A 19,190-nucleotide genomic window follows, 5' to 3' on the forward strand; every position below is an offset into this window, starting at 1 on the left:
CACCTGCTGGCCACCTGGACCGGCACTTGCCCCACCTGCCGACAACCCACCCCATGGCAGCCCTACGACACGACCTAACAAAGCACTACTAGGGGCACGTGCCGTCAGGAGTCCGAGTCCGGCTTGGTCCTGGCCTCCGCGTACGCCTCGGACGGCGTCATGGGCACGCCGTTGAGGGAGACGGTCTTGTAGGGGCTGACCTTGGCGCACGCCTTGGCCTGGTCGGCCGTGGAGGCGTGGGCGTTGGACACCGCCGTCTTGGTGTCGGCGGGCCCGGAGGAGCCCCCGGGGAAGGTGGTGCCGCTCGTCCAGTCGCCGCCGATGACGAGGGTCAGGCCGGTGCCGGTGCCCTGCTTCAGGTGCGAGCCGGACAGGCCGAGCGCCTTGGCGACCGTCTGCGCCTCGCCCTCCTGCCCGTCGCCGTAGGTGAGCGTGGTGGTCTCCGACGGGCTCGGCGCGTTGGCCGTGGTCGTGCCGGAGCTGAAGCCCTGGTCGGTGAGCGCGGTGGCGATGGCGGACGCGCGGCCGGTGACGGCGGTGCCGTTCTCGATCGTCACGGCGATCCGCGCGGCGGGCACGGCCGGTGTGCTGGGCTTCTTGGTGGCGGCGGCCACCGCGCTCTTGCCGCCGGAGCCGGTGGTCAGGGACTGGTCGTTGGCGATGGTGGCGAAGAGGGTCTTGGCGCCGGGACCCACCACCACACGGTTGTCGTCGGCCGGGTCGGCCGCCGTCTGCATGGTCGTGAAGGTCATCCGCTTGGTGGGGACCTTGTTCACGTCCGAGGCGAGCCCGATCAGCTTCTTCACCGTGCCGAGTCCGCTGTCCACGGTGAGCGCCTTGGTGGCGGCGTCCGCGAGGTCGTAGACCGCGCCGGGGTCGGTCAGCGTGCCCGCGCTCTTGAACTTGCGGATCATCGAACTGAGGAAGATGTGCTGGGAGACCGTACGCCCCAGGTCGCTGCCGTCGCCGAAGCCGTGCCGGGAGCGGACGAACTCCAGGGCCGCGACGCCCTTGAGGGTGTGGGTGCCCTTGGACAGCTTCAGGTGCGAGTAGGTGTCGTAGACGTTGTCGCTGACGCACACGGGGACGCCGCCGACGGCGTCGGACATCTTGACCACGCCGGAGAAGTCGAGCTTGACGAAGTGGTCGATGACGATGCCGGTGAGCTGGTGGACGGTCTCCACCTGGCAGGCGGGGCCGTACTGGAGGGCGCTGTTGATCTGGCCGAAGTAACCCTGGGTGGACTGGCCGTTCTCGGGGTTCTTGCAGGCCGGCACCCGCGTCATGGTGTCGCGCGGGATGCTCATCACGGTGGCGTTGGAGCGGTCGGCGGATATGTGCACGACCATTTCCACGTCCGCGTTGCTCCCGGTCTGCACACCGGTGTGGGAACAGCCGCCGCCGAGCTTGCAGTCCGCCGTGTTGGTGCGCCCGTCGGAGCCCATCACCAGGATGTTGATCGGGGTGCGGCCGAAGGCGTCGGCCTTCTCGGTGCCGCCCTTGCCGTTCAGGGAGAGGCTGTGGATGTTGCCGTTCAGGTGGTCGTAGAACCACCAGCCGGCTCCGGCGGTGACCACGATGAGCGTCGACAGCGATATCGCCAGGGTCTTCAGCACGCGCTTGGCGCGCGGCACCGGGCGGGCCCTGCGGGCGCGCTTCCCACCGTGGGAGCGGGCCGCCGCGCGGGCCGCGGCCCGGCCGCCCGGGGGGCGGGCCGCATCGTCGGAACGTGCCGCGTCGGACTCGGGAGCCCGCTGGCCGGGCACCCGCCGGTCGCGGCGGCGTGTGGCCTGGCCGGCCGGGCCGTCCCACGGGTCGCTCATCTCCCACTCCCCTGAACGGTCGGGCCTGGCCGTCGACGCTGCGGCCGGGCGTGCGCGGTGGTGTACGAGGCGGTGACGTGCCGCCTCACCTCGATTGCATGGTTGCGCAATCTAACAAACAAATGACCCGGGGCAGCAGGGATGCACACGAGATTCACAGGTGAGACACCTCAACGCACCGACAAACCCTGGGCGAGCTGACGCGGCAGCCGGAGTCTACGCGTCGCGCCTGTCAGCGGAGCGTACAGGCGAGCGCTCTTACCCAAGCCGGCTGCCCGGGTGCCGGAAGGCGCGGTGACGCTCAGCCGCCGATCCCGTGCAGCCGGCGAACGGGGGCGGCGGTGTTCCGGACCCGGGCGGTGAGCTGGCCGACCATCACACGGACGAGGGTCACGACGTCGGGATCGTCGATGTAGTACACCTGGCGCCTGCCCTCGCGGCGGGAGCGGACGAGTCCGGCGAGCTTCAGTTTGGCCAGGTGCTGGCTGACCGCGGGCAGCGCGCCGCCCACCCGGTCGGCGAGGTGCGTGACATCGCTCTCACCCTGTGACAGGGCCCACATCAGATGGAGCCTGGCGGAGGAGGCGAGGAGTCCGAACGCGGCGGCGGCCTCGGTCAGCACCTCGGCGGGCGGATCGTCGTAGCCCCCGGCGTTGTCCGTCACGATCCTCTCCTGTCCCCGCCCTCAGCACTGCCGGCGCCTGTGCGCCGGTCCAGTGTAGGCGGCGCGGGCGGCCCGTTTCCGCTGTCGCCGTGCACCTGGTTCCGCCGCACGCCGCCACACCGCGGTGAGCCGGCGGGGCAGAATCGGTGACCATGACCGCGACCACGGACCGGACCGCCGCCCGCCGCAGCCTGGAGGGCCTGGCGCTCGGCGACGCCTTCGGTGAACGCTGGTTCCCGCTCTTCCGCGAACCCCGCCAGGCCCTGCGGGAGATACGCGCCCGGCGCGCCCCCGAGGAATCGCCGTGGCACTGGACCGACGACACGGCCATGGCCCTCGCGCTGCTGCGGGTGCTGGACGAGCACGGCGAGGTCCGCCGGCGCGAACTGGCGCTGGCCTTCGCGCTCGGCTACGACGGCGATCCCGCCCGGGGTTACGGCCACGGCATGCACCAGTTGCTGCCGCGCCTGCTCGAACTACCCGACCGATGGCCGGAGTTCGCCCGCGCGCTGTTCGGCGGCCAGGGCAGTCTCGGCAACGGCGCGGCCATGCGGGTGGCGCCGCTGGGCGCGTTCTTCCACGGCAGCCTGCCCCGGGTGGTCGCGGAGGCGACACGGTCCGCGGAGGTCACCCACGCCCATCCCGAGGGCATCGCCGGAGCGGTCGCCGTGGCGGTCGCGGCCGCGCTGTCCGCACGCGGCTCGCTGACCGTCGCCGAGGTGGCGGCCCTGACTCCGGACGGCGCGGTCCGTGACGGGCTGGTCCGCGCCGCCGAGGTCCCCTTCGCCACCGAGCCGTGGCGCGCCTCGGACCTGCTCGGCAACGGGCAGCGGATCCGCGCCGACGACACCGTGCCGTTCGCCGTGTGGTGCGCCGCCCGCCATCCGGCCGATCTCGTGTCCGCCCTGTGGACCACCGCGGAGGGGTTCGGCGACGTCGACACCACGTGTGCCATCGCCGGTGGCATCGTGGCCGCGCGCACCGGGGTGGCGGCCGTACCGCGCGCGTGGCTGGAGCGCCGGGAGCCGCTGCCGGGCGGCATCGGTCCGGCATCGTCCGGCTGATCCTGGGCAGGCTGCCCGTGAACGGGGTCCGGGCAGGGACCCCGAGGGACCTTCGAACAAGGCCGAGGTACGTGTGACAGACAGCGCGAGCACCGACGAACCACAGGAACCGGCCGGGCTGACGGTCGGCCGGGCGCCGCTCGACGGGGCGGTCGTCGTCACGGTGGCCGGTGAGGTCGACCACCGGACCGCCGGCGTCCTGCGGCGCGCGCTGATGCCCGCGGCCGCCACGGACGCGCCGCACACGGTGGCCGACCTCGCCGGGGTGGGGTTCATGGACTCCAGCGGCATCAACGTCCTCATCGCCGCCCACCAGGCCCATGAGCCGGCCGGCTGGCTGCGCCTGGCCGGGGTGCGCAGATCCGTGCTGCGCACCCTGGAGATGGTCGGGCTCACCGGCCTGATCGGCTGCTACCCGAGCGTGGAGGCGGCGCTGGACGCGTGACGTCCGCTACGACGTGGCGGTCTGGTGGGCCCGGGGGACGGTGGCCTCGGCACCGGCCCTGATCGACTCGACCACCTCCTGGTGCAGGTCCCGGCTGCCCCGCTCGGAGCGGCAGGGCACCGGGCTGCCGCTGAGCGTGAACCACTGGGAGGTGCCGCTGTACTGCACCGAGACGTCGGCCTTGCGGCCGTCCCAGGTGGTGTGGACGGTCAGGTCGCCGGTGAGGATCCCCGCCTCGTCGGTGCGGGCGCCGCCCCGGCCGGTGAAGACCCCGGGGGTGGTCCAAGATGCGAAGACCATGCTCTCAGCCTCTCTTCTCCGCTCCACGCCCCCTTGACGGGTTCGCGTGTTCACATCCCCCTACGCCTGCCCCCATGGTGCGCCAAAGGCGCCGGGGACGCCTGGGGCCGTCCGGCCCTCTTCCGGGGCTTTCCGGTACCGGACGGCACTGGTGCACAGACGGCTCTCGTGGTGTGCTGGTGGTGGCGGGAAGAGCCGTCGAGACGCGGGGAAGCGGCCGGGAGCCGCGCACCGCGCAATCCGGATCCGCGAGAAGCGGGTGGCCCTTCCCGCCCCGGCCGCTCACCGACCCGACGTGGACGCGGACGTGGGCCGAAAGGCCCCCACCCGGGCCCGGACGACCTGTGGCGGCGCCGGGCGGACGCCCCCACCCTGGGAACACCACACCAGGAAGGGAGCCGGTGCGATGACCTCCGCCACCACCATGACCACGGCGCTCGACCCCCTCCAGCGCGATCGGCTGACGAGCCTCGCCCGTGAGGTGTCCTTCGAGGCCGGCACGCGGCTGTTCGAGGAGGGTCGGCGCGCCGACCGCTTCTGGATCGTGCGCACCGGCACCATCGCCCTCGACCTGCGCGTACCCGGCCGCCGGCCCGCCGTCATCGAGACCCTCGGCCGCGGCGAACTGGTCGGCTGGTCCTGGCACTTCCCGCCGCACGTCTGGCACCTGGGCGCCGAGTCGATGAGCCCGGTGCGGGCCTGGGAGTTCGATGCCGGCTCCGTGCTCGCCCTGTGCGACAGCGATCCGGAGTTCGGGCGGGCGATCGCGCTCTGGGTCGGCCGTGTGGTCGCCCAGCGGCTGCACGCCTCCCGGATCCGGCTGCTCGACCTCTACGCCCCCTACGGCAGCGGGAGCGCCCGGTGACCGCCGGGCCGCCCGCCGGGGAGCCCCCGACCGGCAGCCCGAGCCGGGTGGGCGACGTGATGACGCGCGCCGCGGTGGCGGTGGGACGCAGGGCCCTGTTCAAGGACATCGTGGCGCGGATGGAGCAGTGGAACGTCAGCGCCCTGCCGGTGCTGGCGGGCGACGGCCGAGTGATCGGCGTGGTCTCCGAGGCGGATCTGCTGCCCAAGGAGGAGTTCCGGGACAGCGATCCCGACCGGATGACCCAGCGGCGCCGGCTGGGCGATCTGGCCAAGGCCGGGGCGGTGACCGCGGAGGAGCTGATGAGCACGCCCGCCATCACCGTGCACGCCGACGCCACGCTCGCCGAGGCGGCGCGCATCATGGCGCTCAAGCGCGTCAAGCGGCTGCCGGTGGTGACCGCGGAGGGGGTGCTGGAGGGCGTGGTGAGCCGGGGCGACCTGCTCAAGGTGTTCCTGCGCGAGGACCACGAGCTGGCCGACGAGATCCGGCGCGAGGTGCTGGACGTGCTGTTCCCGGCGCCGGCCGAGCCGTTGCACGTCATCGTGGTCGACGGGGTCGTCACGCTGACGGGGAAGGTCACGGACGGTACGCGGATCCCGCTCGCGGAGCGGATGGTACGGGCCGTGGAGGGCGTGGTGGGGGCTGGACTCCCATCTGACGGAGGGCTGACGGACGAGGGCTGACGGACGGGGCTGACGGACGGGGCTGACGCCCGGAGGCTGATCAGCCTCGGCCTCCGCTGAGGTTCCCCCAGCGGGGGCCTATCTGCTTCCACTCCTCGTCCCACTCGGCCATCCGGCGCCGGATGAGCCGGCCCCGGACCAGCCAGCCCGCGCACCACAGGGCCGCGCCCGCCGACGGGCCGACGAGGACGCCGGTCAGGGCCGCCTGGAGGTCGGCCGAGGCGCCGGTGACGGGCGGGGAGACGACGTGGTCGGCGTGGTTCGCCCAGACCGTGACGATGCTTCCGGCGGCGGCGCCGGGCGCGACCTTCGCCCGGTCGGTGTGCACCGCGCCGTCCGGATCGCTCCAGCGCACGGTGGCCCACACCCGCCCGTCGTCGTAGCCGGTGCCGGGGGCCGCGGCCGGGGCCGCCGGGTCGGTGAGCACCGCCGTGACGGGGTGCACCTGGGCGAGCCGGGCGGCGTACGACGCGGCGGAGGCCTGGGCCGCGAGGAGACCGGCGAGGACGCCGCAGAGCAGGACGAGCACCCAGGTGGCGAGGACGATCCAGGCCTCGACGACATCGCTGTGCCGCCGCAGCGGATTGCGCCGCCAGCGCCACAGCCGTACCGGCCTGACCGTCGTGGCAGGTGTCCGTGCCATCGTCACCGCCTCCTCTCGCGCCGGCGGCCCCTCAGGGGGTGCGCACCGACTCGGCGTCCGGCAGGTCGGGGTCCAGATCCGGGTGGCGCGGCGGCCCGGCCAGCGCGCACCGCACGTCCACCACACCGGGCACGGCCCGTGCGAGGCGTCCGGCGAGCGGTACGAGGGCGGTCTCCCGGACCCGGCCGCTGAGCGTCACGACACCATCGTGCACCTCCACCCGGATCCCGGCCGCTTCTGGGCCGAAGAGACGGGCGACGACCTCGCGGCCGACCTCCTCGGCGATGTCCGCGTCCCCCCGCAGGAACACCTTCAGCAGGTCGGAGCGGCTCACGATGCCGAGCAGGGTGCCCTCGGGGTCCACGACCGGGAGCTGTTTGACGCGGGCGCGGGCCATGACGCGCGCGGCGTGGCCGAGGGTGGCGTCCGGGGCCACGGTGACCGCCGGGGTGGTCATGAGCTGTTCCGCGGTCGCCGCGCCGGCCTTCGTCAGCTCGGCGAGGTGGCGCATCCTGCCGTACCGGTCGAGGTCGCTTTCGCGGTACTCCTCCTTGGGCAGCAGATCCGCCTCGGAGACGACCCCGACGACGTGTCCGGCCTCGTCCAGCACCGGTACGGCGCCGACCCGCCACTCGCGCATGGCCTGCACGATGTCCTTGAAGCCCGCCTCGGCGCGCAGGGCGAGCACCCTGCGGGTCATCACGTCCTGCACGGTGGTCGGAGTGCCGTCCATGGCTTCCTCCCGGGGCTCTGGTGCCGCGCGGCACGTTCAGCCTGCGGTCGCCGCCCGGCCGGTGTCATGGGCCGGCCGGACCCGATCGGGTGCCCACCGGTCCCGTGTCCCCGGGGGGACCGGGGTCACGACACGGGCAGCGGGACCCGCCACTCCAGTGTGGCCCCGCCCCCTTCGCTCTCGCCCACTTCGAGCCGGCCGCCGAGCCGCTCCGCGCGCTCCGCCATGTTGCGCAGCCCGCTGCGGCGGCCGCCGGCGGGGATGCCGACGCCGTTGTCGCGGACCCGCAGGCGCACCTCGCGGCCGTCGGCGACGAGCAGTACCTCGGCGCGGTCGGCGTGGGCGTGCCGGGCGATGTTGGTGAGGGCCTCGGAGAGTACGGCGACCACCTGGTCGGCGATCTCGCCCGGTACGTCGGTGTCGACCAGGCCCTCCATGCGCAGGCTGGGCGCGAAGCCCAGCACCGGGGCGGCCTCGCCGGCCGCCCTGACCACGCGGGCGCGCAGTCCGCCGGCCGCGGCGCCCTCGCGGGCGCGCAGTCCGAAGATGGTCGACCGGATGATCTTTATGGTCTCGTCCAGGTCGTCCACGGCGCGCAACACCCGCTCGGAGGCCTCCGGGTGCTCGATGAAGCGGCCCGCGCTCTGGAGGGTCATGCCGGTGGCGAAGAGTCGCTGGATGGCGAGGTCGTGCAGGTCCCGGGCGATGCGGTCGCGGTCCTCCAGGAGCGCGATCTGCTGGGCGGCCTGCCGGCGCTGGGCGAGTTCCATGGCGATCGCGGCCTGTGCGGCGAAGCCCCGCAGCCGCTCGGTCTCCATGTCCGAGAACACCGGTCGGCCGCTCTCGCGCGCCAGCAGGACGACACCGCGGGCGCCGCCCTCGCCGGTGCCGATCGGGACGGCGACGGCGGGGCCGAGACCGTCGAAGCGCGTGGGTTCCTGGCAGACGCGTGCGTCGTGGGCGACGTCGTCGCTGGTGACCGGGGCGGCGGCGGTGAAGGCCAGGCCCATGAGGCTGTGTTCCAGGGGCAGTACGAGGCCGCGGTGGGCCTCGGCCTGGGCGCCTACGGCGATCTCCACGCCGAGCGCCTCGGTGTCCGGCATCGGCATCGCGACGGCGGCGAGCGCCGAGCCGGTGATCTCCCGGGCGCGTTCGGCGATCAGGTCCAGGGCCTCGGCGCGCTCGCTGCCGGACATCAGGCTGTGGCTGATCTCGGCGCTCGCCATCAGCCAGCGTTCGCGCAGCCGGGAGTCCTCGTAGAGGCGGGCGTTGTCGATGGCGACGCCCGCGGCGACGGCGAGCGTGGCGAGGACCGACTCGTCCTCCTCGTCGAAGTCGGCCCCGCCGCGCTTCTCGGTGAGGTACAGGTTGCCGAAGACCTGGTCGCGGACGCGGATCGGGACGCCGAGGAAGGTGTTCATCGGCGGGTGGCCGGGCGGGAAGCCGTACGACGCCGGGTGCGCGGAGAGCTTCGGCAGGCGCAGGGGCTCCGGGTGGCGGATCAGCTCGCCGAGGATGCCGTGGCCCTCCGGGTAGGGGCCGATCCGGGCGATCCGGTCCTCGGACAGGCCCACGGTGTGGAACGCGGCGAGGGTCCTGCCGTCCGGGCCGATGACGCCGAGCGCCGCGTACTCCGCGTCCACCAGGGCAGCGGCTGCCTCCACGATGGAGTGCAGGACCTGTTCCAGCTCCAGCTCGCGGCCGACGGAGAGGACCGCCTCCAGCAGGCTGTGCACCCGGTCCCGGGTACCGCGGGCCGCGTCGATCCTGGCCTGCAGTTCCTCCAGCAGCTCGTCCAGCTTCAGCTGCGGCAGCCGCACGCCGGGCTCCTCCGTTCCGGTCACCATGCCCTCCAACTCCCCACCTGCTCATGTCCTCGAACGGGTGGGTTCCCGGGACACGGTAGCCGCTCGGCGGAGGGCGGGGATACGCGGCCGGCATGTGCCTCGGCGGTGGCGCCGGGCCGTACGGTCCCGGGCCGGTGCCGAACGGCACTGCCGGGAGCCGTGGGAGAGGGGCGACAGTGGCATCAGGAGCGGCACCGGTCCCCCGCGGTGCCGCTCCGTCCCCGGATCCGGTCGTCGCGGTGCGGCTCAGGTGGGCACCGCCAGTTCGTGCTGCTCGCCGCCGAGGACGATCTTCAGCGCGCCGGTCTCGGCGGCGCGGGAGAAGACGTCGTACGCCCGCTCCATCTGGTCCAACGGGAAGGTGTGGGTGACCAGGGGGCCGGTCGGCAGCCGCCCGGCCGCGGCCATTTTCAGCAGGGTCGGGGTGGAGTAGGTGTCCACCAGGCCTGTGGTGATGGTCAGGTTCCTGATCCACAGGTCTTCCAGGTGCAGCGTGGCGGGCTTGCCGTGCACGCCGACGTTGGCCACGTGCCCGCCGGGGCGCACCGCGCGGGTGCACAGTTCGAAGGTCTCCGGCACGCCGACGGCCTCGATGGCCACGTCCGCGCCGAGCCCGTCGGTCAGGTCCGCGACCAGTTGGCGCGGATCCTCGCGGATGTCCGCGACCGCGTCGGCGCCGAACCGACGGGCGGCCTCCAGCCGGGCCGGGGCGAGGTCCACGGCGATGATCCGCTCCGGCGTGAACAGGCGTGCCGTGGCGATCGCCGCGAGCCCGACCGGACCGGCGCCGACGACCACGACGGTGTCGCCGGGGCGCACCCGCCCGTTGAGGACGCCCACCTCGTAGGAGGTGGGGAAGATGTCCGCGAGCAGCACGGCGTCCTCGCTCGCCAGGGTGCCGGGCAGCGGGTGCACGGACAGGTCGGCGTGCGGGACGCGGACGTACTCGGCCTGGGTGCCGTCGATCAGGTGCCCGAGGATCCAGCCACCGCCGCCCAGGCACTGGCCGTAGCGGCCCTCCCGGCAGTAGCGGCAGCGCCCGCACGAGGTGACGCAGGAGAGCAGCACCCGGTCGCCGGGGCGTACGGCGCGCACGTCGCCGCCGGTCTCGACGACCTCCCCGACGGCCTCGTGCCCGAGCACCGTGCCGGGTCGCACCTCGGGCACGTCCCCCTTGAGGATGTGCAGGTCCGTCCCGCAGATGGTGACCGCCTGGACCTTCACGATCGCGTCGGTCGGCTCCTTGAGGTCCGGGTCCGCGACGTCCTCCCAGGACGCCTGTCCGGGCCCGTGAAAGACATAGCCCTTCATGCCGCTCCTCACCCTCTTTCCTTGCGGGCAGACATGTCTTGGTATGTCCGGACCGGGCGGGCCGGTGGGTTCCCGTCACCCGCCCCAGGTCCACTCCGCCACTTCCGGCAGGTCGGTGCCGTGTTCGCGGATCCAGTCGTGGTGGCGGCTGCGGGCGTCGGCCATGGTCTGGCGGACGGCCGCGGCGCGTACCGCGAGGCCGGGGACGCGGTCGATGACGTCCATGACGAGGCGGTAGCGGTCGAGGTCGTTGCGGACGACCATGTCGAAGGGGGTGGTCGTGGTGCCCGATTCCTTGTAGCCGCGCACGTGGAGGTGCTTGTGGCCGGTGCGGCGGTAGGCGAGGCGGTGGATGAGCCACGGGTAGCCGTGGTAGGCGAAGACGACGGGCTTGTCGGTGGTGAACAGGCCGTCGTACTCGAAGTCGGTCATGCCGTGCGGGTGTTCGTCGTGCGGCAGCAGCCGGGTCATGTCGACCACGTTGACGACCCGCACGCCGAGGTCGGGCAGGTGCCGGCGCAGCAACTGGGCGGCGGCGAGCACCTCTTGTGTGGGGACGTCGCCTGCGCAGGCGAGGACGACGTCGGGTTCGCCGCCGTTCTCCGTGCCGGCCCACTCCCAGATCCCGGCGCCGCGTGCGCAGTGGGCGCGGGCCTGGTCCATGGTCAGCCAGTCGAAGCAGGGCTGTTTGCCGGCGACGACGACGTTGACGTAGTCGCGGCTGCGCAGCACGTGGTCGGCCACCGACAGCAGGGTGTTGGTGTCCGGCGGCAGGTACACGCGGACGACCTCGGGGCTCTTGTTGAGGACGTGGTCCACGAACCCGGGGTCCTGGTGCGAGAAGCCGTTGTGGTCCTGGCGCCAGACGTGCGAGGTGAGCAGGTAGTTGAGGGAGGCGATGGGGGCCCGCCAGGTCAGCCGCCGTGAGGTCCGCAGCCACTTGATGTGCTGGTTGACCATCGAGTCGACGATGTGCACGAAAGCCTCGTAGCAGGAGAACAGTCCGTGCCGGCCGGTGAGCAGATAGCCCTCCAGCCAGCCCTGGCAGAGGTGTTCGGAGAGGATCTCCAGCACCCGCCCGTGCCGGTCGAGGTGTTCGTCCACCGGGAGCACCTCGGCCTGCCATGCCTTGCCGCTGGCGTCGAAGACGGCCTGGAGCCGGTTGGAGGCGGTCTCGTCCGGGCCGACGAGGCGGAAGTCCCGGCGCTCGCGGGTGTCCGCCATGACCTGTTCGAGGAGGTCGCCGAGGATCCGGGTGGGTTCGTGCAGGGCGGTGCCCGGCTTGTCGACGGCCACGGCGAAGGTGTCCAGGGGCGGCAGCGGCAGGTCGCGCAGCAGGACGCCGCCGTTGGCGTGCGGGTTCGCGCCCAGGCGCCTGGCCCCCTCGGGGACGCAGGCGAGGACGTCGGCGACGGGCCGGCCGTCCGCGCCGAACAGTTCCTCGGGCCGGTACGAGCGCAGCCACTGCTCCAGCTGCCGCAGGTGCCCGGGGTTCTCGCGCACGCCCGGGAGCGGGACCTGGTGGGCGCGCCAGGTGCCCTCGACCGGTACGCCGTCCACCTCGGCGGGGCCGGTCCAGCCCTTGGGGGTGCGCAGCACGATCATCGGCCAGCGCACCCGCTCGGTGGCTCCCTCGTCGCGGGCGGCGCGCTGCGTCCGGGCGATGTGGTCCAGGGCCCGGTCGAGGGCGGCGCCCAGCGCGCGGTGCACCTCGGCGGGGTCGTCGCCGGTGACGTGCAGGGGTTCGTGGCCGTATCCGCGCAGCAGGGCGTCGAGTTCGTCCTCGGGGAGCCGGGACAGCACGGTCGGGTTGGCGATCTTGTAGCCGTTGAGGTGCAGGATGGGCAGGACGGCGCCGTCGTGCACCGGGTCGAGGAACTTGTCGGAGTGCCAGGACGCGGCGAGCGGTCCGGTCTCCGCCTCGCCGTCGCCGATCACGCAGGCCACGAGCAGGCCGGGGTTGTCGAAGGCGGCGCCGTAGGCGTGTGCGAGGGAGTAGCCGAGTTCGCCGCCCTCGTGGATGGAGCCGGGCGTCTCGGGGGCCACGTGGCTGGGCACGCCGCCGGGGAAGGAGAACTGCCGGAACAGCCGCTCCATGCCGGACGCGTCCCGGCTGATGTCCGGGTAGGTCTCGCTGTAGCTCCCCTCCAGCCAGGAGCCCGCGAGGACCGCCGGACCGCCGTGTCCCGGCCCCCATACGCACAGCGCGTCCAGGTCGCGGGCCTTGATGACGCGGTTGAGGTGGGTGTAGACGAGGTTGAGTCCGGGCGAGGTGCCCCAGTGGCCCAGCAGCCGCGGCTTGATGTGCTCGGGGCGCAGCGGCTCGGTCAGCAGCGGGTTGGCCAGGAGATAGATCTGGCCGGCGGCCAGGTAGTTGGCGGCGCGCCAGTGCGCGTCCAGGGTGCGCAGCTCCTCCTCGGTGAGAGCGGTTTCCTGGTGGACGGCCTCGGTCATGGGGACTCCGATCACGGTGTCGGTGGGGGCGGGATTCGGTCGGGGCGGGGTCAGTCGGTCTCCGGTACGACGGCCACCGGGCAGGCGGCGTGGTGCAGCACCCCGTGGGCGACCCGCCCGAGCTGGGGGCCGAGGTGACCGGCGCGGCGCCGGGCGCCGACCACGAGCAGTCCGGCGGTCCGGGAGGCGGCGACGAGGACGTCGCGGGCGTGTCCCTCGGCGGTGCGGCAGTGCCGCTCCAGCCCCTCGGGGACGTCCCGCAGGGCCTCTTCCAGCATCTCGGCGGCCTCCGCTTCCTGCGCGTGGGCGGGCCCGCCGGCGAGCAGCGGATGCGCGGTGGTGCCGTGCGCGGGCCGCCGCCAGGCCCGTACGGCCTCCAGGGGCACCCCGCGCAGCGCCGCCTCCTCGGCCGCGAACCGCACGGCGGCGGGGCCCGCGCTCTTCCCGGCTACGCCGAGCACCACGGGGCCGGGCGCCGGGTCCCCGGATCCGCCGCGCAGCACGATCACCGGGCAGTGCGCGCGGGCGGCGACCGACAGGCTCACGGAGCCGAGCAGCAGCTCGGCGACGGCGTTGCGGCCCCGGTGGCCGATGACCACGACGCGGGCGGTGTCGCTCTCGTTGACGAGCCCGAACCACGGTTCGTCGGGCAGCACGGCGGTGGTGACCCGCAGCTCGGGGTGGCGGCGGTGGGCCCGGCGTTCGGCGGCGCCCATGATGTCCTGGGCCATCACCTCCTCGGCCGGTCTGCCGACCTCCTGGGCGATCAGGGAGCCCTCGTAGCGCTCCCAGAGCGAGGCGTGGACCATGCGGAGCGGTGCTCCGCGCAGGGCGGCCTCCTCGGCGGCCCAGTCCACGGCGCGCAGGCTCTCCTCGGAGCCGTCGACACCGACGACGACGGGCAGGTCCATCGCGTTCACTCTCCCTGGTAGGGGTCGACAAGGAGGCGGGCCCGCACCCCATCGTTGACGGATTCCCCGGCGCCCGCGAGCGGTGCGGCGCCGTTTCGGCCCCGCGCCTCGCCGTACGGGGCCCCGCGTGTCGCCTCAGCGGTGCGCGACGACGGCCACGGGCGCGCCGACGTGGCGCAGGACGGCGTGGGTGACATGGCCGATGTGGATGCCGTACGGGCTGGTGCGGACGCGGCGGCCGACGACCACCAGGGAGGCGTCCCGGGCGGCGTCGACCAGGACCGGCGCGGCGTTGCCGGGCCGGCTCGCCTCGCTCACCTCGATGTCCGGGAACTTCTGCCGCCAGGGCCGCAGCACCTTGGTGAGCAGGGTGGCCGCCCGGCGTCCGAAGGAGGGCACGACCGGCGGCTCGGCGGGGATGCCGTACGCGGCGTACGGCGGCGGGGTCCAGCCGTGCACGACCCGCAGCACGGCACCACGGCGCGCGGCGGCGTCGAACGCGAACTCCAGGAGGGTCTGGCTGGGGCCCTCGGGGTCGTCGATGTCGAGGCCGACGACGACCGGCCGGAAGGGGGTCGCGGCGGACGGGACGCCCGACGGGTCGGGCTGGTGTTCGTCGGCGGCCTGTTCACCCGCCCGGACCAGCACCACCGGACGCGTCGTGTGCGCGAGGACGGACAGCCCGGTCGAGCCGATCAGGAACCCGCGGAGCCGGCCGAGGCCGCGGGAGCCGAGCGCCAGCAGCTCCGCCCCGTCGGCCGCCTCGGCCAGGGCGCGCGCCGGTTCGCCGGTGACCTGGTCGGCGAGGACCTCGACGGCGGGGTGGCGCAGCCGCAGTCCCGCCGCGGACTCGCGCACCGCGCGGGCCCACTCCTCGGCGGCACCGGCGGCGTCGCGGCCGGTCTCGGGTTCCCGCACGTGGAGGATCCGCAGCGGCAGGTCGCGCAGCGCCGCTTCGCGGGCCGCCCATTCGACGGCGGCCCGGCTCTCGGGCGAGCCGTCGAGGCCCGCGGTGACGGTTCGGGGCATGGTTCCACCTCTCGGGGCGTCGCCTCTCGGGGACAAGAGCGACGATTCCAGCGTTGCGCGCGAGCGGCGAGACGAGCATGGGCCGCTGGTCCCCCGCCGGGGCCGACCGGCCCGGGGCGCGACCGGCCGCGGGAGCCGGGCGGCCCCTGTGCCGACCGGGCGCGCCCGGCGCACGCTGGGGACAGCGGCACCCCCGTCGAGAAGCTACGGAGTCACCATGTACGGCACCCCGCACACCGTCAGCGACGTCATGACGACCACCGTCGCCGCCGTCGGCCGGCGCGCCCCCTTCAAGGAACTGGTGGAGATGATGCAGGACTGGCAGGTCAGCGCCGTGCCCGTGATCGAGGGCGAGGGCCGGGTGGTCGGCGTGGTCTCCGAGGCGGACATGCTGCCCAAGGAGGAGCTGCGGGACGACCCGGCGCCGGAGTACCGGCGGCTGCGGCCCCCCGCCGACATGGCGAAGGGCGAGGCGATCACCGCCGGGGACCTGATGACCTCCCCCGCGGTCACGGTCCGCGCGGACGCGACCCTCGCCGAGGCCGCGCGGGCCATGGCCCGCGCGCGGGTCAAGCGGCTGCCCGTGGTGGACGAGACGGGCATGCTGGAGGGCGTCGTCAGCCGCGCCGATCTCCTCAAGGTCTTCCTGCGCGGGGACCGGGAGATCGAGGAGGAGGTGCGGCAGGAGATCGTGGCACGGCTCTTCCCGCCGCCGGACTCGGCCGTGGAGCTGCGGGTGGAGGACGGCGTGGTGACCGTGATCGGCCGGGTCCGGGACACCTCCCTCGTCCCCGTGGCGGCCCGGCTGGTGCGCGCGGTCGAGGGGGTCGTCGACGTGCGCTTCGACCTGGCGCCCGGTCAGGGGGCGGCTCAGGCGTGACGGGGAGCGCGGAGGATCCGACCGGGCGTGACACCCTTGGAAGGCGGGGCCGGTCCGCGGGAAGTGGGGCCGGTCGGCCCTGGTGCGCGCCGGGAAGTGGGGCCGGTCGGCCCTGGTGCGCGCGGCGCCGTCCGGCGATGATCGGCCGGGTGGCGGGCCGCAGTCCGCCTGCTTTCCGGGAACGAGAGGCCGAGATGACCGAGACACGCACCTTCACGGCACAGGACCCGATCCGGGTGTTCCTCCTGGACGACCATGAGGTCGTCCGGCGCGGTCTGGCCGACCTCCTCGACGCCGAACCGGACATCTCCGTCGTCGGCGACGCCGACACCGCCGCGCACGCCCTGGTCCGGGGCCCCGCCCTGCGCCCGCACGTCGCCGTGCTGGACGTACGGCTGCCCGACGGGGACGGCATCTCGGTCTGCCGGGAACTGCGCGACCGGATGCCGGAGCTGGCGTGTCTCATGCTCACCTCGTTCGACGACGAGGACGCCCTGCTGGACGCGATCATGGCCGGGGCGTCCGGCTATGTGCTCAAGCAGATCAAGGGCTCGGACCTGGTGTCCGCGGTGCGCACGGTGGCCTCCGGCCAGTCGATGCTGGACCCGGAGACCACGGCCCGGCTGATGCGCTCGCTGCGGGCAGAGCCCGAGGAGGCGCCGTCGCTGCCGCCGGAGCTGGCGGGCCTGTCGCCGCGCGAGCGGGACATCCTGGCTCTGATCGGGGACGGCCTGACCAACCGCGAGATCGGCAGGCGGCTGTACCTGTCGGAGAAGACGGTCAAGAACCACATCTCCCGGCTGCTGGCCAAGCTCGGTGTGCAGCGCCGGGTCCAGGCCGCCGTGCTCGCCTCCCAACTGGAGCCGGGGGGCTCGAAGGAACACGCCGCGCGCTGAGCCCCCGGCCCCGAGCGCTTCTCGCGTTTCTCACGGCAGCCGGGGTACGACGGCCACGGGGCACTTGGCGTGGTGCAGCAACCGGTGGGTGACGCGGCCGAGTTGGAGCCCGGAGTGGCCGCGCTCCCGGCGCACCCCGAGGACCAGCAGGTCCGCGGCGGCCGAGCGGTGCAGGAGCACCTTGCCGGGCGGCCCTTCGAGGACGGTCCGGGACACGCGTACGTCCGGGTGCTCGCTCAGCGGTGCCTGGAGCAGTTTGTCGATCAGTTCGGCGGCCTCGTCCTCGTAGCCGGGCGCTGCCGTGTCCTCCGCGCGGGCGCCGGAGCGGCGCCAGGTGCGCACCGCGTCCAGGACGCACCGGCGGGCCGCGGCCGCGCGCAGCGCGAACCGGGCTGCCGTGTCGGCGGTGGCGGGTTCACCGACGCCGAGCAGCACCCGTTCGTGGGTGCCGCCGAGGCCGGCCGCGTCACCGCGGACCACGATCACCGGCCCGCAGGCCCGCCCGGCCACGGCCAGTGAGACCGAGCCGAGGAGCAGTCCCTTCAGCTCGCCCCGGCCGCGGCTGCCGGTCACCACGGCGGTGGCGTTGTCCCCCTCGGCGAGCAGCGCGGAGACCGGGTCCTCGGCGAGGACGGCGGAGTCCACCTCCAGGCCGGGGGCGCGCCGCCGTACGCGTTCCGTCGCCGAGGCCACGATGTGCCCGGCCATCAGATGGGGAGCGGACGGTTCGCCGCCGAGCGAGGGGAGCAGGCCCTCGTAGCGCTCCCAGAGCGAGGCGTGCACGAGCCGCAGCGGCAGGCCGAGCCGGACCGCCTCGTCGGCCGCCCAGTCCACCGCCAGCAGGCTGCAGTCGGAGCCGTCGACACCCACGACCAGGGGCAGGGGCATCGTCCTCACCGCCTTTCCTCGGGCTGCGCGGCCGCGCAGCGGCCCGTCCGGCTTCCACGTTCGCACGGCCGAACGGGCGGACGGATGGGTACATTGTCCCTTTCGGGGGGAATCGGACTCTCCGTGCGAAGTCCGGACGGCGGCCCCGACCCCTCGGCGGCCCCTCGGCGGCCGAGGGGCGCGATCCGGCGCGGTCCGGAGACGGCGTCCCCGGTGCCGGTGTCCCTGTCGGTGCCCCGAAAGAGGTCCTGATGACCCATCTCCCCCAGCCCGGCCCACCGTCCGGTCCACCGCCCGGCGCGCCGTCCGTGGAGGGTCAGGTCAGCGTCGGCCGGCTGATGAGCGCCCCGCCCGTGACCGTCCCGCCGGACGCCACCCTGGCGCAGGCCACCCGGCTGATGGCCGAGACCGCCGTCGGCTCCCTGCTGGTCGTCGAGGACGGCACCCTGCGCGGCATCGTCACCGACCGCGACCTGGCGCTGCGCGGGCTGGCCGAGGGCCTGCCGCTGGACAGCCGGATCGACGCGGTGATGTCGCCGCGGGTGGTCACCCTGGACGCGGGCGACGAGATCCACGAGGCCTACCGCGCCTTCCGCCGCACCGGCGTGCGGCGGCTGCCCGTCCTGGCCGACGGCCGGCCGGTGGGCGTGCTGACCCTGGACGACCTGCTGCTGGACGTGTTCCGGCGGCTGGCGGACCTGCTGGGGCCGGTGGCGTGGAGCGTGCTGCGGGAGCCGCCGGGGCCGCCGTAGCGGACCCTGCCGTCAGGTCTCCTCGTCGCGGACGATCACCACCGGGCACGGCGCGTGCGCGGCCACGCGCTGGCTGACGGAGCCGAGCAGGACGCGGGCGAAGCCGCCCCGGCCCCGGCTGCCGACGACCACGACCTCGGCGCCCTCGGCGGCCCGGAGCAGGATCTCGGCCGGGTCGCCGTGCGCCACGCGGGTGCGCACCCCGGCGGCGGCGTCCGCGCCGAGCACCTCCGTCAGCTCCTGCGCCATCTGCTCGCGGGTCGCCTCCTCGTCGATGTACATGTCCACCGCGGGCGCGGACCAGCCGTACAGCGGCACCTCCCAGGCCGCGACGGCCTCCACCGCGCCGCCGACGAGCCCTGCGTAGCGCACGGCCCAGCGCACCGCCTCGAAGGAGGACGGCGAGCCGTCGACCCCCACCACGACCCGGGGCTTGGAGACGTCCTGGTCCATCTGTCCCACCTCTCTGCGGCGGCGGCGCCGGCCACGGCTGTTGCCCCCTGCCTCCACGCTGCGCGACGCGCCGCGGCCCCGCCAGAAAAGAGCGTCCGTTCGGCCCTGCCACCGGGCGCCGGAGCGGTGCATCCTGCCGTAAGGGGGAATGCCGTAAGGGGGAACCGGGAGGAACGGGAGGTGAGGCACGGATGGGCAAGCAGACCAGGAAGAACGGCAAGGCGAAGGCCGCACAGCCTCGTACCGGCCGCGACTGCGGGGCTCCGCTGCCCGCACGCCGCGGCGCACACCCCCGCACCACCCCCGGCGCGGGCCACTGGCGCGGTCACGGCCCCGGCAACCAGTGGCTGCTGCTGCCCGGCGGCACGTGGCGCCGGGTCGAGACGATCCGGGTGCGGGGGCTGTTCGGCTGAGGTGCGGGTCCCTAGGGGTGTCCGGCGGATCTTGGCGGAGACGCGGGGTCCGGCACGCCGATCTGCGGCGTTGTCGTCGGTCGCCGACTCCCCCACGCTCGGCTTCGCTCGCGCGGGGGCACCCCCATGCGTC

General features: G+C 74.2%; 20 protein-coding genes. 8 read left to right on the top strand and 12 right to left on the bottom strand.

Annotation, left to right across the window (positions count from 1 at the left end; translation table 11 throughout):
- Positions 1-104: 104 nt before the first annotated feature.
- The gene (locus tag AB0927_RS39530) at positions 105-1,823 is read right to left on the bottom strand and encodes an LCP family protein (protein ID WP_366672697.1); all 1,719 of its coding nucleotides are present in this window, start codon (positions 1,821-1,823) and stop codon (positions 105-107) included.
- 301 nt (positions 1,824-2,124) lie between these two features.
- Positions 2,125-2,487 carry a metalloregulator ArsR/SmtB family transcription factor gene (locus tag AB0927_RS39535; RefSeq protein WP_366672698.1) on the bottom strand — a complete coding sequence of 121 codons (363 nt, stop codon included), beginning with the start codon at positions 2,485-2,487 and terminating at the stop codon, positions 2,125-2,127.
- A 152-nt stretch (positions 2,488-2,639) separates the two neighbouring features.
- On the opposite strand from AB0927_RS39535, the gene AB0927_RS39540 reads away from it, so the two are divergent.
- Together AB0927_RS39540 and AB0927_RS39545 are read left to right on the top strand one after the other, a co-directional pair.
- Positions 2,640-3,551, top strand: a complete 912-nt coding sequence (locus tag AB0927_RS39540; protein ID WP_366672699.1) for an ADP-ribosylglycohydrolase family protein — start codon at positions 2,640-2,642, stop codon at positions 3,549-3,551.
- A gap of 73 nt (positions 3,552-3,624) precedes the next feature.
- Positions 3,625-3,996 carry an STAS domain-containing protein gene (locus AB0927_RS39545; RefSeq protein ID WP_366672700.1) on the top strand — a complete coding sequence of 124 codons (372 nt, stop codon included), beginning with the start codon at positions 3,625-3,627 and terminating at the stop codon, positions 3,994-3,996.
- 6 nt (positions 3,997-4,002) lie between these two features.
- Here AB0927_RS39545 and AB0927_RS39550 read toward each other — a convergent pair whose 3' ends face one another.
- Positions 4,003-4,296 (bottom strand): hypothetical protein, encoded by a 294-nt coding sequence (locus AB0927_RS39550; protein WP_366672701.1) that lies wholly within the window; start codon positions 4,294-4,296, stop codon positions 4,003-4,005.
- A gap of 406 nt (positions 4,297-4,702) precedes the next feature.
- Here AB0927_RS39550 and AB0927_RS39555 point away from each other — a divergent pair, with 406 nt between their 5' ends.
- Entirely contained in the window at positions 4,703-5,161 is a 459-nt protein-coding gene (locus AB0927_RS39555) for a cyclic nucleotide-binding domain-containing protein (RefSeq protein ID WP_366672702.1), read from the top strand.
- Between the two features lie 59 nt (positions 5,162-5,220).
- Positions 5,221-5,847 (top strand): CBS domain-containing protein, encoded by a 627-nt coding sequence (locus AB0927_RS39560; RefSeq protein WP_366672716.1) that lies wholly within the window; start codon positions 5,221-5,223, stop codon positions 5,845-5,847.
- A 40-nt stretch (positions 5,848-5,887) separates the two neighbouring features.
- Here AB0927_RS39560 and AB0927_RS39565 read toward each other — a convergent pair whose 3' ends face one another.
- From AB0927_RS39565 to AB0927_RS39595, 7 genes are all read right to left on the bottom strand, one after another.
- Entirely contained in the window at positions 5,888-6,490 is a 603-nt protein-coding gene (locus tag AB0927_RS39565) for a hypothetical protein (RefSeq protein ID WP_366672703.1), read from the bottom strand.
- A gap of 31 nt (positions 6,491-6,521) precedes the next feature.
- On the bottom strand, positions 6,522-7,223 hold the full coding sequence (locus tag AB0927_RS39570) for a CBS domain-containing protein (RefSeq protein WP_366672704.1): 702 nt from the start codon (positions 7,221-7,223) through the stop codon (positions 6,522-6,524).
- Between the two features lie 125 nt (positions 7,224-7,348).
- Positions 7,349-9,070: a GAF domain-containing sensor histidine kinase gene (locus AB0927_RS39575; protein WP_366672705.1), complete on the bottom strand. Its 1,722-nt coding sequence runs from the start codon at positions 9,068-9,070 to the stop codon at positions 7,349-7,351.
- Between the two features lie 246 nt (positions 9,071-9,316).
- Positions 9,317-10,381, bottom strand: coding sequence for a zinc-dependent alcohol dehydrogenase family protein (locus AB0927_RS39580; RefSeq protein WP_366672706.1), 1,065 nt, complete (start codon positions 10,379-10,381; stop codon positions 9,317-9,319).
- 75 nt (positions 10,382-10,456) lie between these two features.
- Positions 10,457-12,835 carry a phosphoketolase family protein gene (locus AB0927_RS39585; protein ID WP_366672707.1) on the bottom strand — a complete coding sequence of 793 codons (2,379 nt, stop codon included), beginning with the start codon at positions 12,833-12,835 and terminating at the stop codon, positions 10,457-10,459.
- Positions 12,836-12,885: 50 nt separating this feature from the next.
- The gene (locus AB0927_RS39590; RefSeq protein WP_366672709.1) at positions 12,886-13,746 is read right to left on the bottom strand and encodes a universal stress protein; all 861 of its coding nucleotides are present in this window, start codon (positions 13,744-13,746) and stop codon (positions 12,886-12,888) included.
- 135 nt (positions 13,747-13,881) lie between these two features.
- A complete protein-coding gene (locus tag AB0927_RS39595; protein ID WP_366672710.1) occupies positions 13,882-14,775 on the bottom strand; it encodes a universal stress protein in 894 nt (297 codons plus the stop codon).
- A 217-nt stretch (positions 14,776-14,992) separates the two neighbouring features.
- Here AB0927_RS39595 and AB0927_RS39600 point away from each other — a divergent pair, with 217 nt between their 5' ends.
- Both AB0927_RS39600 and AB0927_RS39605 read left to right on the top strand, forming a co-directional pair.
- Positions 14,993-15,655 (top strand): CBS domain-containing protein, encoded by a 663-nt coding sequence (locus tag AB0927_RS39600; RefSeq protein WP_366672711.1) that lies wholly within the window; start codon positions 14,993-14,995, stop codon positions 15,653-15,655.
- 194 nt (positions 15,656-15,849) lie between these two features.
- Complete coding sequence (locus AB0927_RS39605; protein WP_366672712.1) at positions 15,850-16,551, top strand: response regulator transcription factor; 702 nt, start codon at positions 15,850-15,852, stop codon at positions 16,549-16,551.
- Positions 16,552-16,581: 30 nt separating this feature from the next.
- On the opposite strand, the gene AB0927_RS39610 is transcribed toward AB0927_RS39605, so the two are convergent.
- Positions 16,582-17,439 carry a universal stress protein gene (locus AB0927_RS39610; protein ID WP_366672717.1) on the bottom strand — a complete coding sequence of 286 codons (858 nt, stop codon included), beginning with the start codon at positions 17,437-17,439 and terminating at the stop codon, positions 16,582-16,584.
- 251 nt (positions 17,440-17,690) lie between these two features.
- Here AB0927_RS39610 and AB0927_RS39615 point away from each other — a divergent pair, with 251 nt between their 5' ends.
- A complete protein-coding gene (locus AB0927_RS39615; protein WP_366672713.1) occupies positions 17,691-18,191 on the top strand; it encodes a CBS domain-containing protein in 501 nt (166 codons plus the stop codon).
- 12 nt (positions 18,192-18,203) lie between these two features.
- On the opposite strand, the gene AB0927_RS39620 is transcribed toward AB0927_RS39615, so the two are convergent.
- Complete coding sequence (locus tag AB0927_RS39620) at positions 18,204-18,644, bottom strand: universal stress protein (protein WP_366672714.1); 441 nt, start codon at positions 18,642-18,644, stop codon at positions 18,204-18,206.
- Positions 18,645-18,835: 191 nt separating this feature from the next.
- On the opposite strand from AB0927_RS39620, the gene AB0927_RS39625 reads away from it, so the two are divergent.
- A complete protein-coding gene (locus AB0927_RS39625) occupies positions 18,836-19,057 on the top strand; it encodes a hypothetical protein (RefSeq protein WP_366672715.1) in 222 nt (73 codons plus the stop codon).
- Positions 19,058-19,190: the final 133 nt, after the last annotated feature.

The organism is Streptomyces sp. NPDC048106 (assembly GCF_040706415.1).
Taxonomy (GTDB): Bacteria; Actinomycetota; Actinomycetes; order Streptomycetales; family Streptomycetaceae; genus Streptomyces.